At 61.7% G+C, this 14001-nt stretch carries 12 protein-coding genes and 1 tRNA gene; 4 read left to right on the top strand and 9 right to left on the bottom strand.

The annotated features are described in order from the left end of the window. Positions 1–634: 634 nt before the first annotated feature. Positions 635–1003: a c-type cytochrome gene (locus ASF66_RS14070; protein ID WP_049862506.1), complete on the bottom strand. Its 369-nt coding sequence runs from the start codon at positions 1001–1003 to the stop codon at positions 635–637. A 125-nt stretch (positions 1004–1128) separates the two neighbouring features. Here ASF66_RS14070 and ampC point away from each other — a divergent pair, with 125 nt between their 5' ends. After that, positions 1129–2277: a class C beta-lactamase gene (ampC, locus tag ASF66_RS14065; protein WP_082484677.1), complete on the top strand. Its 1149-nt coding sequence runs from the start codon at positions 1129–1131 to the stop codon at positions 2275–2277. A gap of 71 nt (positions 2278–2348) precedes the next feature. Continuing rightward, complete coding sequence (locus tag ASF66_RS14060; protein ID WP_049862504.1) at positions 2349–2909, top strand: hypothetical protein; 561 nt, start codon at positions 2349–2351, stop codon at positions 2907–2909. A gap of 244 nt (positions 2910–3153) precedes the next feature. Here ASF66_RS14060 and ASF66_RS14055 read toward each other — a convergent pair whose 3' ends face one another. The 8 genes from ASF66_RS14055 to ASF66_RS14020 form a co-directional block, all read right to left on the bottom strand. Beyond that, positions 3154–4446, bottom strand: coding sequence for a sensor histidine kinase (locus ASF66_RS14055; protein ID WP_056844304.1), 1293 nt, complete (start codon positions 4444–4446; stop codon positions 3154–3156). A gap of 145 nt (positions 4447–4591) precedes the next feature. Continuing rightward, positions 4592–4668: transfer RNA gene (locus ASF66_RS14050), tRNA-Val, on the bottom strand. A 104-nt stretch (positions 4669–4772) separates the two neighbouring features. Continuing rightward, on the bottom strand, positions 4773–5441 hold the full coding sequence (locus ASF66_RS14045; RefSeq protein WP_049862503.1) for a UPF0149 family protein: 669 nt from the start codon (positions 5439–5441) through the stop codon (positions 4773–4775). Positions 5442–5520: 79 nt separating this feature from the next. Further along, on the bottom strand, positions 5521–6507 hold the full coding sequence (locus ASF66_RS14040) for an asparaginase (protein WP_056844278.1): 987 nt from the start codon (positions 6505–6507) through the stop codon (positions 5521–5523). Positions 6508–6520: 13 nt separating this feature from the next. Beyond that, positions 6521–7711 (bottom strand): hypothetical protein, encoded by a 1191-nt coding sequence (locus ASF66_RS14035; RefSeq protein WP_056844277.1) that lies wholly within the window; start codon positions 7709–7711, stop codon positions 6521–6523. A gap of 12 nt (positions 7712–7723) precedes the next feature. Continuing rightward, positions 7724–8617: a nitrilase family protein gene (locus ASF66_RS14030; protein ID WP_049862500.1), complete on the bottom strand. Its 894-nt coding sequence runs from the start codon at positions 8615–8617 to the stop codon at positions 7724–7726. Between the two features lie 146 nt (positions 8618–8763). After that, complete coding sequence (locus ASF66_RS14025) at positions 8764–10704, bottom strand: flavin monoamine oxidase family protein (RefSeq protein ID WP_056844276.1); 1941 nt, start codon at positions 10702–10704, stop codon at positions 8764–8766. Positions 10705–10910: 206 nt separating this feature from the next. Then, on the bottom strand, positions 10911–11894 hold the full coding sequence (locus tag ASF66_RS14020; RefSeq protein WP_056844275.1) for a 2-hydroxyacid dehydrogenase: 984 nt from the start codon (positions 11892–11894) through the stop codon (positions 10911–10913). Positions 11895–12092: 198 nt separating this feature from the next. On the opposite strand from ASF66_RS14020, the gene ASF66_RS14015 reads away from it, so the two are divergent. Continuing rightward, positions 12093–12974, top strand: coding sequence for an alpha/beta hydrolase (locus ASF66_RS14015; protein WP_056844274.1), 882 nt, complete (start codon positions 12093–12095; stop codon positions 12972–12974). Between the two features lie 104 nt (positions 12975–13078). Continuing rightward, positions 13079–13990, top strand: coding sequence for a formate/nitrite transporter family protein (locus ASF66_RS14010; protein ID WP_056844273.1), 912 nt, complete (start codon positions 13079–13081; stop codon positions 13988–13990). Positions 13991–14001 lie beyond the last annotated feature (11 nt).

Here is a 14001-nt window from a genome sequence, read left to right as displayed (position 1 = left end):
TTGACTAACAGTCTTAACTCACAAGCACCCACACGAATTGCTTGATTCAATTGTTAAAGAGCGGTGGGTTGATTCTTTCGTCTCAACCGAGGCGCGCATTCTACGCTGGCCTCATATTCTGTCAAGCGTTTATTTAGAAGTTTTTTGAGAATCTCTAACAACTTCAACCGCTTGCGCTTTCGATTGCTCGTCAGCGGGAGGCGCATATTACAAGATTTTGCAGGGGAGTCAACAGCCCTCGGGAAGTTTTTTACGACTGTGGATCAATTGACCATTTGGCGACTCAAGGTCCTGGCGGGACCAGCTCGCACTCAGGTCGACTCGACTCCAACTGGCACAGATGCTGCCGCTTTGGGTCGCCCATGGGCAGTTCACGGTACGCGGCCGGCCCCTTGCGCCAGGGATCCGGCGTATTCATTCCATTGGGCGGGTACTGCCCGCTCGGTGCACAGGCCACAAGACACAACGTTGCCACCCCGATCAATACTGTCACCTTCGCCATTCAGTCCTCCGTGATGGAAGCGCTCAATGATACGAAGACGGGCCAGACTGCCAAGGGTGGGGTTTCATACTTAACTGTAGGATGCCGCCTAAATGTCAGTCCCCTGCCCAATCCCACCGCGTGGTACCTGTCCTACGGATTACTCTTGAGGTACTCGAGCAGGTCAGCCATTTTTTGGTCGTTGCCGAACCACCACAGGCGCATCTTGGTGCCGGGCACCACATCGCTGGGTGCCTCGACGAAGGCTGCGATCTTCTCGGGAGTCCAGACAATGCCCGAGTTCTTCATTTCGGCTGAATAGCTGTAGTCGTTCGTGCTTCCCGCGGGACGGCCGATCACTCCGTTGAGTTGCGGACCGAAGGCGGCCTGGGCTCCTCGGCCAACCTTGTGGCAGCCACCACAGTTCTTTTCGAATGTGGCCCGACCGGCCACAGCGTCGCCCGCGGCGTGGGCGTACAACGGAGCCAGCAGTGCCAGAAGCATGCAGGTTGTTGATTTCATGATTCCTCGCGGCGTTTTCACAGACGCCCCATCATAGCGGCTGGCACGGGAAAGCGAGATGCCGGGATAATAGAGCGTCTAGACAGAGACAATCAGTACCGATCAAAACAACAAAGGAGTCATTCATGGGCAGATCCCGCACACTCATGACCATTGGATGCCTGGTGGCATTCGCGACGGCGTGGACGGGGGCAAGCGTCCAGGCTGCGCCATCCGCAGTCGAAACCCTGGTCAAGGCTCGGGCCGAGTCCCTGATGAGTCAGTACAACATCGCCGGCATGGCGATCGCGGTGACCGATGGGCGTCAGCAGATGTTCTTCAACTATGGACTGGCTTCGCGAGAGGCACGGACACCTGTTACTGCGGACACACTGTTCGAGCTGGGTTCGATCAGCAAGACTTTCACTGCCGCCTTGGCCGCCTATGCACAGGCCAATGGCAAGCTGTCATTGAGCGATCATCCTGGCCAATATCTGCCAGCGTTGCGCGGCACACCGCTGGATCAGGTGACGCTGGCTGATCTGGGCACTCACAGTGCTGGCGGATTCCCTTTGCAACTGCCGGATGACATCCAGAACGATGCGCAACTGATGACGTACTTTCGCGACTGGCGACCCTGCTATGCGCCGGGTACCCAGCGCAGCTATGCGAACCCCAGCATCGGCCTGCTCGGACTGATCGCTGCCAAAAGCATGAATATTTCCTTCGCCCAGGCCGTGCACGACACACTGCTTCCGGGCCTGGGCCTCGCCCATACCTATCTGGATGTACCCGCTGACCAGTTGCCGTTGTATGCGCAGGGTTACGACAAGCAAGATCAGCCCGTACGGCTGAATCCTGCGGTACTGGCCGATGAGGCCTATGGTTTCAAGTCCAGTGCCCGCGACATGCTTCACTACCTGCAGGCACAGATGGGTACGGTGACGGTACCGGCGAAACTTCGTGAAGCGCTGAAGGCCACGCAGCAGGGCTACTTCAGGGTAGGCGGCATGACGCAGGGATTGATCTGGGAACAATACGGCTATCCAGTGGCGCTCGACACCCTGGTGCAAGGCAACTCCAACGCAGTGGCCCTGGAAACCCAGCCTACCAATCCGCTGCAGCCGCTGGGCGAGGCATGGATCAACAAGACGGGAGCCACCAACGGGTTTGGCGGGTATGTGGCGTTCGTACCGTCGAAGGGAATCGGGGTGGTCGTGTTGGCTAACAAGAATTATCCGAACGAAGCGCGGGTAAGGTTCGCGCACGAGCTGGTGCAGGCACTGGATAAGTGAGGTTCGCGCGCGTTCTCAAGCCAAAGGGTCTGGAGTAGGATCCCACTCCTGACCCTATTGGAGTTTCGTCAATGCGCCGCACCTGCCTGTTTCTCGCTTTAACGCTGGGCCTGGCCAATGTGGCCTGGGCCGCCAAGCCGGCACCGAGCGCGCCGAAGACACAGACCGTCAAGACGCTTGATGGCAAATTCATGTTTACCCTGCCAGCTGGCTATACCGTCAACCCACTGCCCCCCGCGGATCCGAAAAGCGATGCGGCGGGCGCCAAGGGGATGATGTACATGAATGACAGTGAGAAACGTGTAGTAGTGACCACCGAACTGCCCATTCCCAAGGGTGGGCATGCCGCCGACAACGACGATGAATTTCTGACCGGCGCCACCGCGGGCTTCATCGAGCAGCAGGCAAGCGCACTGCCTGATTTCAAGAAAACGGCCGAAAAGCGCATCACCTTGCGCAAGCTGGGTGTGGAGCAGATAGACAGCACTGCGACCATGGGTGGCGGTGCAACCATGACCACCACCTTTGTGGCGGGATCAGGCCAGACCATGTCGGTTGTCCAGGTGATTTCCCGTGCCAGCGATGCGAGTGGTCACGCAGCCATGGTCAAGCGGATCGTGGCAGGCAAGTAACCGGATCTGCCTATCGCGGCAGACAGGTCCTGCCGCGATGGCGGAGAAAAACTGCGCCCAACAAAAAACCCGCCGAAGCGGGTTTTTTGTCTAGCCATTCCAACATCCTGTCAGCAGCTTCCTTGCAATGGCCGGTCGTCCCTGACCCTGAGTCGTATCCTTCGTCTCAGTTAGTGAGGCTAGAATACTGCTGTGGTGAAGGTCGCAATAGAGGCGATTGTAGCCACCGCGTGTAAGCGATTGGCTATACCGCCTCGATGCATCGCAGCCAAAGGGTAACCGTGGTGCCCTCGCCGGCCCGGCTTTCAATCCGAGCGATACCCTCGGCGCTCAACGCAAACCCATAGACCTGCGACAAGCCCAGTCCTGTGCCCTGCCCTGAGGCCTTGGTGGTATAGAAGGGTTCGAAAACCTGGGCCAGTACGTCTTCAGGAATGCCGGGGCCGTCGTCGGCAACGCTCAGGCAAAGGTAGTCACCGTCGGCCAGCTGCGCGTCGCCGCAGACCACTCGCAGACAGGTCGCAACTCGAATCTGTCCGGCACCACGCAGGGCATCGCGGGCATTCACCAGCAGATTGAGCAAGGCGGCGTCCAGTTGATGGGCGTCGCACATCACTGCGTGGGCGGGTGCCTGCAGATCCAGCAGCACCTGGGTAGTGGCGCCCAGCGCACGGCCGAACAGATCGCTGTTGTGCTCGATCCGCTCGTCGAGCTTTACCGCCTGCACGCTGGGCTCTTCGCGACGGGCGAAAGCGAGCAGATGGTGAATCAGTTGCGCGCCCTGCCGCACCGCCTGCAAACCGATCTCGGTGAGGCGTTCGACTTCCAGGGGTTTGCGTGCCTTGAGGCGGGTCATTTGCAGGCTGGCACTGACCGCTTGCAGCAAATTGTTGAAGTCGTGGGCGATGCCAGCGGTGAGCTGCCCCAGCGAGGATATTCGCTGAGCGTGGCGCAAAGTCTGCAGGGTTTGCTGGTGCTCACCCAACGCATTGTCCAACTGGCGGGACAAGGCGAGGGTCTGTTGTTCGCGCTCTTCGTTGAGCACGCGTAGCTCCAACTGCGCTGCCGTCTGCCGGGCCAGGGCCTGCAAGGCGTTGCACTGTGGTGCATCCAACGTGCGCGGCACGGTGTCGATAACGCACACGGTGCCCAGTGCCGAGCCTTGGCGCGTGATGATCGGCGCGCCGGCATAGAAACGAATGTAGGGTGGGCCCAATACGAGCGGACTGTTCATGAAGCGCGGGTCGAGATGGGTGTCCGGCACGATCATCACGGTATCGGGCGCCAGAATGGCATGGGCACAGAACGCCAGGTCGCGGTGAGTCTGGGAGACGTCGAGCCCTACACAGGCCTTGAACCACTGACGTTCACGGTCCACCAGCGACACCAGGCCAATGGGTGTGCCGCAAAGGTGTGTCGCCAGGTGGACGATATCGTCGAAACCAGGCTCAGGGGGACTGTCCAGCACACTCAGATGCTCGAGCGCAGCCAAGCGTTCGGACTCGTCGATAGGCGATGGAGCCGGGCTGTGAGTCATGCAATGGGCCAAGTCGAAGAAATGATCGGAATAATGCGCGCCACGGGCCACTGGGGGCAAGTGCGTGCAAGCCTATTGCGCGTAAACGAAAAAGGGCGACCCTTTCGGATCGCCCTTCTGCACCGCCCAGCAGAGCGGATTTGTTTGGTAGGCGCGATTGGACTCGAACCAACGACCCCCACCATGTCAAGGTGGTGCTCTAACCAACTGAGCTACGTGCCTGCTGTGGCGCGCAATTCTACGGATTGACGCGCCGCTGTCAACGGCAATTTGCCGCCAATGGTAAAAAAATCACCCACTTGCAATCGGTGCGCAGTGTTCGATCCTCAATGCAGGCAGCACTGCTTGAATTTCTTGCCACTGCCGCACGGGCAGGGATCGTTGCGCCCGGCTTTGGTTTCGGCGATGACCGGGGTGTTGCTCGGACGACGCTCGAACCAATACTGGTGCAGACGGATCGCGGCCATCTGGATCATTTCCATGGCTTCTTCGGCATCCAGCTCTTCGCCCGAACCGTCGCGTTTGAGCAGGTCGACGCCCTGTGTGTGCAAGGTGATCAGCGCGAGCAGGTCTTGTTCCTGGTCGGGCATGTCGAGCCAGCTGCCGCCCACCACGACACCGCGCTCGTAGCCGTAGCACCAGTCCTCGACGCTGACGACTTCCTCATCGTCGAACAGATTGAAGATCGGCGCGAAGTTTTCGAAGTCTTCCTCCAACAGCATGGCCAGTTGGTTCATGTGCTGGATGAGCAGATCGAAGAATTTCTGGAACTGCTTGTCATCCTTGAAGACCGGCAGTTGGTCGGGACCACCCCACAGCGCTGCGTACCAGTCGTCGAAGGCGATCGCCTGTGGACCTGAAACGATGGCAGCAAAGAAACCGTCGAGCTCGGAAATGCTGCCGACCGATGTTTCGCTGGCGTATTGCCCCAGCACCTCTTCCACGTAATCCAGTTGTTCGTCGGTCAGCGCGTCGTTGCTGATGTTGTAGGCCATGGTCTGCTCGATCGGGTCATCAAAAGAATGCTCGCATTGTAGCCGCCAGCGTCGACGATGTCCCCGGATCTGCCGCGGCCTAGTCGCCCAAGTGAGCGAGGTAGGCTTGCAGGGCACCCTGCTGGCCGCTGCCGAGCAGGGTCCAAAGCAGGATCCTGCACTTGCGTGGGCAGAGAAAGCTGCCCATGACTGCACCCTTGGCTTGCAGATCGATTTCGCCGCCGACAAAGCCGTAGCTGCCACAGGCGGTGGGACCCTGGCCGGTGCGGGTAGCGACTATCACCGGCAGGTGCTGGGCAATGGCCTGCAAGCAGGTGGCCCAGCGCTGCGAAACATGACCAGCGCCAAAGCCGGCAATGACCAGGCCTTGATACCCGACGTCGACGACCCTGTCGAGCAAGAGGGTGTCTGCATCCAACGCTGCTTCCAGAAGCAACACGCTGTGATCGGTTCGAGTGGGATACGGCACACAGTGGCGAGCCGGGGGTGGAGCGGCGTAATGCACCTGGTTTTCGACCATCAGTCCAACCGGGCCGAAGGGCGACGAGGCGAAGGCATCCATTGCCAAGGCGGCGACCTTGCGTACTCGCGATGCGGCGTGCACCTGATCGTTGATTACCACCAGCACGCCACGACCACGACTGCGTTCAGCCAGCGCCACTTGCCCTGCGGCGAGGAGGTTGGCCGGGCCGTCGGCACCGCAATGGGATGCCGCGCGCATGGCGCCGGTCAGGACCAGGGGCTCGTCCAGATCCCAGAGCAGGTCGAGAAAGAATGCGGCCTCCTCCAAAGTGTCGGTACCCTGGCTGATGACCACGCCCACCGAACCGGCGGCGATGCAGCCGCGTGCCCAATCCAGGGCATCGAGCAACGCCTGGAAGCTCAGGGAGGCGCTGGGCAACAGGTTCAGCGTGTGCACCTGAACCTCGGCCAGAGACGTGAGTTGCGGCAGCAGATCCACCATGCCCTGCCCGCTCAGGCTGGGCTGAACACCTGCACCAGTGGGCTGGGTCTGCATGCTGATGGTGCCGCCCAGGGCACCTACGGACAGTTTGGGTAGAGCCATGGGCGGTTCTCCGTCAAAGGTTGGGACTGCCGATGATCAGGCCGATCAGTGGCAGGATGAGCAAGGTGCTGATGGCCATGGACAGCACGTTACCGATGTAGCCATGCATATAGGACGGTAACCGCTGACTGATGGCGACGGCCAGTGGCGGCGCCAGCAATGCGCCCAGTGCGGCACTGAGGATGATCACCGGCAGGCTGCCACCATGGACCAGAATCGCGGCGGGGGCTACCGAGACCACTGGTATGTAGGTCGGGTACCAGCCGCGGGCTATCCATTGATGACGCCAGATGAGCACGCCCAGTGCCGAGGCGAGGGTTTGCGCCGCCAACAACTGCAACAGCCAGCCGGAACCGTAGAACGGGCTGGCCGGATTGAGCATCAGGGCCAGCAGCGCGCCCAGCACCAACCCCAGGCTGGCCCACTCGTTGCCGAAGAACGGCGCCTCGGAGAAGTCGGCAAGGATGCGCCGCAAGGTCCAGCGCACCCCGTAGTCCGGGGTCGCTGCCACCACCGGTGGCGCTGTCGAGGGCGTCGCATCGGGTTTCACCAGGGCCGGGAAGCGTTTGCACAGCAGGAAGCCGATGACGCTGCCCACTGCCATGCCCGTGACATTGCCGATCACCACCGGCAAGGCCAGCGGGGTGCACACGTACTTGACGATCAACAGGCAGGCTGGCGTGATCAGCACGGCGCCCATGACAGCTCCAGTGAGCGCCACACGCCAGCCACGGCCGAACAGCAGTACGGTGGCCGCCGGCATGGAAACGAAGGCGACGAAGGTTGGCTGCCAGGTATCGGCCGACAGCGTCCAGCCCCAGAGCAGGTTGCCCAGGCCCAGACCCAGCAGCGAACTGGTCACCACCCATGGCCACAGGCCGGTGCCGTAGCAGATTGCGAAACCCTGCCAGCGTTTGCCGGTGCGATTGGCCCACCAGCCCAGCCCGGCGCCGGCGAGCAAGCCGATGGAGGCGAACTCGTGTTTGTAGAACGCCACTTCGCTGATATCGCCGACTATCCAGCGCCACCAGGCCGCCGGATGGTGGAGGTTAGCCATCATGTCGCCATAGCCGGGCCACAGCGCATCGACGGCCAGCAGCTTGCCGCTGATCACGGTCAGCGTGATCGCCAGAGACAGCACCAGCAAACCTGTCAGGGTCCCGCTGGATGCGCGCGTTGGTGTGTCGTGCAGAGAGGTATCCATGGACGGTCCTCCTCAGCGCGGCAATGCAGCATGGCGGTCATAGCCCAGCATCGAGCCGTACAGGTCGACCCGGCGGTCGCGTGGAAGATCATTGAGGCTGTTCCAGATCGGTGCGCTGCGTGCCGAGACCAGGTCGATGTCGGCAAAGAGGATAGTTTCCTCTTCGGCGCCGGCCACTTCGCTGAGCGGCCAACCGTTGGTGCCGGCTATCAACGAGCAGCCGAGGAAGCGATCGCCGCGGTCGGTGCCGATGCGGTTGGCGGCGGCGATGAAGGTGTTGTTGACGTGGGCGGCAGTGATGGTCAGGTAAGACGCCATGCATTTGCCGGTTTCATCGAACAGCGGCGGTGGCGTCCAGACCCAGTTGTTCAGGCTGCAGATGATGTCGGCTCCTTGCAGGCTGAGCAGACGCGGTACTTCCGGGAACCAGACGTCCCAGCAGATCATCAGGCCGATGCGCCCGATGGGCGTCTCGAACACTGGAAAGCCGAGGTCACCGGGACTGAACCAGAGCTTCTCCAGGTTCCACAGATGCGCCTTGCGGTACTTGCCGATGAAACCATCGGGGCCGACCAGCACGGCGCAGTCGTAGAGCTTGTGACCGTCACGCTCTGCCAGGCCGGCGGCAAGGTAGACCGAGTGTTCGCGCGCAAACTCGATCCAGGCCTGAGCACTGGGTCCTTCAGGCACTGTCTCGGCCAACGCGAACGCTTCTTCGCGGTTGCGGAAGGCGTAGCCGGTGTTGGCCAATTCGGGCAGCACGATCAACTGGGCACCTTCGGCCACGGCGCGCTGGGCCAGATGCAGGCTATGGGAGAGGTTGAACGTGCGGTGGTCGACACCGCATTGCGGATCGAACTGAACGACAGCGACCCGCACGGGGCTGATAGCGGAAGCAGAGGACATGGAGGCACCTTTTTGTTGTTTTTGGATTGCCTCCGCATAGAAACGCATTCGTCTGGGTTAAAAAACAGGACGATTCCCAAGCTGGTGTAGGAGTAATCCTGCCAACCGTACAAAGTCGTTCAATACGCCTACGAACTCGATCGGGTTCAGGACTCAGTGCCATACCGAGGGTAATGGGACAGATCGAATCCGCCGTTGAACGCTGCACCTTGGTTGGCGCAGAGGTTGATCACCGCATCGACGGCCCCGCGCATGGCCGGCTCGGTCCAGCCGGCGTCGACCGAAAAGGACTCACCCGCCAGGTACAGCCCAGATCGAGCACTGTAGTCGCGGTTGTAGCTCATCAGGCCGACTGCATCCTGGTAGGCCCCGGCGCGGTAGAGCTTGGCGCAGCCCAGGGCATTGCGGTCCGTGACCCAGCGCTGCACGCACGCGTTGGCGGTGTCGATGAACGGAGAAATACGTGAACCGACATTACTGCAGCGCAGCAGGATGCGGTCCAGCTCGCGAATGCACTTGTCGACCAGCTCGGCATCGCTGAAAGCCGCCAGCTTGGTCGCATCGTCCTCCCAGGTGTAGCTGAGCAGGATGCAGTCGTAGGCATAGTTGTCGTTGTAGCGGTAGGCATAGACGTCGTGTACGAAACTGTCGGTGACGAGAATCTGCGGGATGTCACGATGGGCCGACAGAAAGGTTTTCTTCAGCGGGGCGTAGACTTTGCAGCTGGTTTCCCAGTGCGCGGTCTTGTAGGCATTGATGGTGGTCTGGGGGAGCATGGCTGGAGTGAAGCCTTCCACCTGGATTCGTGTTTCGAGGATCCAGGAGGGCACCGTGACGATGACCGAGTCGAACTGCTCCGTCATTTGCCGGCTGGCCAGTGCGTCGCTCTGATGCCAGCGATAGCCCACTTCGATGCTGCCATCGGCCAGTCGGGTGAGGCGGTTCACGGGGCTGTCGGTGATCAGGCCGGCAGGCTGCTGGCGCAATCGCTCGTAAGGCGAGCGAGCGCCTTCTTCCAGAGGCATGAACATCAGGCACTCATCCAGCGCGGCCAGACCCAGGTAGCGCGGTGTAGCGAACGTCACGCCCTTGGAGTCGGTCACGGCTTGCTCGCCTTGGAAAGGAGCTGGTAGCGGGTTGCCTTGGCCATCGACGCGGCCATGCACCAGTTGCAGGTGACTGCTGAAGCCGAAGATCGCAGTGCGCAGCGGGTACAGGCTGCAGACGTCGTAGAAGGCGCCCCAACTGCCGTCGCCTATGCCGATGGCGTAGAAAATCGAAGACTCGTCGGCCGACATGCCCAGCCCGCCGAAGTCTCCGGGGTTGCCGGGATCCCAGGCGGTGATGGCGGCAGAACGGACCAGCTCGCGGAATGGCACATGCTGGTAGCGCGTGACGATGGCAGACCACAGGGTCGGCCATGCTTGGCTGCCGAACACGGCGGCGACCTGCGTTGCCATCCGCTCGGCGAACAGCTTCCATTTCTGGTAGACAGCCTGCAACGCGGCGGTGGGCGGTGGCGTGCTGCCCTCTGGATTGTTCCAGACCAGCAACCGGGGTTCGCCCTCCCCTGCCAGTTGGCCTTCGCGCAGATAAACACCGGTGGAGCGCACGAAGGGCGTGCCGGGATTCGGGAAGTCCGAGGTTTTGAGGTCGTACAGCCCAGCGTAGTACGCCATCAATGAGCGGCCTTGCGCGGGCGCCTCGCCACTGCGATTGAAAAAGGGCATGCGCATCGCGCCCATTTCGAAAGGCGTGGAGGGCGCTGTGGATTGCGGACCGTCCGGGTGCACGGTCAGATGACGTCCGCCGAGACGGCGCGACTGCTCAATCAAGGTGATGCGTTCGAAGCCGCAGCGCAGCAACTCACGGGCTGCCACCAGGCCTGCGACGCCCGCGCCAATGATGCAGATGCGGTGTTGTGCGTTACCGCCACGAGCAATGCCGCCGGTTTGCTCGAGCAGACGACGGTAGTCGAAACACAGATCCGGAGGGTTGGGAAAACGAGCGGCCCAAGGCAGGCTGGCGGCGGTTTGCAAGGTGGCCGCGATGTCGGCGGGATGGTTGTGGGATGAGCCAATGGTCATAAACGACAGTCCTTGTCGGTCAGCTTGAGGAGGCGTCAGTGTGCGAAGCCGTGGTGCGTCCAGGCAGAGGGATTGGGGGGCTGCGGTGTAGGAAGGATTTGGGGCGTATGTGGGAAGCAGGTGCGGTGGTTCAGGGAGGTTGCGGTGTGGCCGAACGCGGCTCGCACGGCTGCTACAGGGGGCCGGGTGTGTCGCCGCGTCGGGAGTTAGACGGGACGGGGGTTTGTAACGACGTTCTGGAGGGGCTGGCCTTGGTGCAGCCGGTTGATGTTGGCGGCGATGAAGGCGTACCGCCGTTCGAAGAGGCCCTGGGTCCAGCCGGAGGCGTGGGGCGTGCAGTAGGCATTGGGGAGGTCTTCGAAGCGGTGGTGAGCGGGTGCGACCGGGTCGGTATCGCCGCTGGGGTAGCGGTACCAGACATCCAGGTAGGCCTTGGCGATGAGGTGGTCGCGCAGGGCGTGGTACAACGCATCCTCATCGACCACGGCGGCGCGGGCGATGTTGATCAGTACGGCATCAGGGCGCATCGCAGCGAATTGGGCGACCGCGAAGGAACCGCGGGTACGCTCGTCCAACGGGCAGGTCAGGATGACGAAATCGGCACGGGGCAGCACTTGGCCAAGTTCGGCGGGTGTGTACGCTTCATCCATGGGGCCGTCCACTCGTCTACCTTCGGCGCGTGCGGAAATGGCGATGACGTGCAGGCCGAATGCCTGGGCTCGGCTGGCAACGGCGTGGCCGATGCGGCCAAAGCCGACGATGACCACGGTCTTGCCGAACAGCTCGCCGCGCGGTTGGCGCTTCAGATAGGCGTGCGTCCATTGCTCGGTACTGAAGCGAGCTCGCAGGGCCGCCAGTTCGACCTGGTGTTCGAGCATGCAGGCCAAAGCGTATTCGGCCATGGGAATTTCATGCTCGAACACATTGCAGACGGTTGCGCCGGCGGGCAGCGCGGTGAAATCGATGCCATCCAGCCCGGCACCGGGCACGTGCAGCAAACGAAAGGCCGGAGCCGGACTACGCCGCTGGAAACGCATCGAGACCACTACGTCGGCACCTTCGATCTGATCGTCCCAGGCGGCCGATTCGTGGGCGTCGCGGGGCAGCGCGACGAACTGTGTCGGGAAATCCAGAGCTGCGGAGAGCGCCTCGCGATGTGTTGCGGCCTCCCCCACCATCACGATTTTCATGTGTTGTCCTTTTTATTGAAACGCCGCCTGCGACGGCAACGCGATCATCGGTAGTCGATGGACAGTAGAAGATCGTCCCGCCGATGGCAACCGGGTGGCTGCCTACGCCGGCGCTGACACCACTTGAAACCAATTCGTGAGGGAACAGCGTCGGGCCCGTTCAGGTCCAGTGCAGAGACCCGCTTGGAGTTTGCATGCATGGCAACACCTACCACCGCGCCCCGTCGCCGGCGCTGGCTTCCCTTTCTGCTGCTGGCGCTGGCGATCGGTGTCGGCCTGCCCTACGGTTGTTCGCAACTGGCCTACAAAGAGCGGCAGTTGTTGTTCAACATCGAGCCAGGCACGGCCAGCTGGTACGCAGGCTTGCCTTCGGGCGTCACCGAATTGCAGATTCCAGTGGAGAAGGCCCTGAGCAGTACCCAGTACTTGCATGCCTGGTGGTGGCCGGCGCCGCGCGCCGATGCACCGGCGGTGCTATACCTGCACGGTACACGCTGGAACCTGACCGCACAGGTGCGCCGCATCAGCCAGCTGCGCGAGCTGGGTTTCTCGGTGCTAGCCATCGATTACCGCGGATTCGGCGAAAGCCCCGGCGATCTGCCGTCCGAGCGCACCGTGTACCAGGACGCCCAGGCTGCCTGGCAGCGCCTGGTGCAGTTGCAGCCCAAAACCGAGCGACGCTTCATCTATGGTCACTCGCTGGGCGGCGCGATCGCGGTGGATCTGGCAGAACATCTGGCCGAGGGCAATGAGCCGAAGGCTGCCGGGCTGATCGTGGAGTCGACCTTCACCGACCTGGCTGCTGCAGCAGCGGCAGTGGCCAACACTTCGCTGCCGGTGCGCTGGATCATGTCGGAGAAATTCGATTCCATCGACAAGATCGGTGATATCAAGATTCCGGTGCTGATCGTTCATGGCCTGGACGACCGTTATGTGCCGCCGCGTTTCAGTCAGGAACTGTTCGATGCCGCGGCCGAACCCAAGCGGTTGCTGCTGGTGCCCGGCGGTACGCACAACAACAGCATGACCCTGGGCAGCCAGGCGTATGCCAAGGCGCTGCGCGAGGTATTCGGCCTGTAGCCGATGTCTGGCAGGCGGTGACGCAACTTATTCAGTGCCCTGAAGGTCTGTGCTGTGGCAGCCGTGCACCCGGCACGCGCGCCACCGCATTCGCAGGAACCTCCATGGAAAAGCACGAACCCCGCCTTGATGCCCCTGAAGAAGACGGCAAGACGCCTGGCCTGTCGGCCGACGAAAAAGAAGAGGTCCATGAGAACCAGCCGCCCCGCGCGGCGGTGTTGCATGAAACCATCCGCATACAGGGCGACCATGAACTGGAACGTACCGTAGCCGCCCTGTTCTGGTCGGCCCTGGCCGCCGGCCTCACCATGGGCCTGTCGCTGATGGCCATGGGACTGTTCAACTCCCGTCTGCCCGCAGGCGAGGCCAGTAAAGTGATCGCCAGCCTGGGCTATTCGGCAGGCTTTCTTGCGGTGATCCTGGCACGCCAGCAACTGTTCACCGAGAACACCCTGACCGCCGTACTGCCGGTCATGAGCAAGCCGAGCCTGGGCAATTTCGGACGGCTGTTCAAACTGTGGGGCGTGGTGCTGGGCGGTAACCTGATAGGGACCTTGCTGGTGTCCTACGTCATGCTGCATTTGCCGATCTTCGATACCAAGACCGACGAGGCCTTTCTCGAAATCGGGCGTAAGGTCATGGAAAACGACCTGTCGCAGATGTTTTCCAAGGGCATCATCTCCGGTTGGATGATCGCCACCATGGTCTGGATGATCCCTTCGCAGGAAAGCGCGAAGATGTGGATCATCATCCTCGTCACCTACCTGATGGCGCTGGGCGATTTCACCCACATCGTGGTGGGCTCGGCAGAGGTGTCCTACCTGGTGTGGGCGGGCGAGCTGGACTGGAAGGCCTTCTGGCTCGATTTCGCGGCACCGACCCTGGCAGGCAACATCATTGGCGGCAGCTTCATCTTCGCCCTGATCGCCCATGCGCAGATCAGAAGCGAAAGCGGTCTGCCACCCAAGGATGACGGCAAGGGCAAGTCACGAAAGGAACCCAACGCCGACGTCTGATGCCTTGACCG

This window comes from Pseudomonas sp. Leaf129 (assembly GCF_001423465.1).
Classification (GTDB): Bacteria; Pseudomonadota; Gammaproteobacteria; order Pseudomonadales; family Pseudomonadaceae; genus Aquipseudomonas; species Aquipseudomonas coleopterorum.
This window is presented reverse-complemented; position numbering and strand designations above follow the sequence as displayed.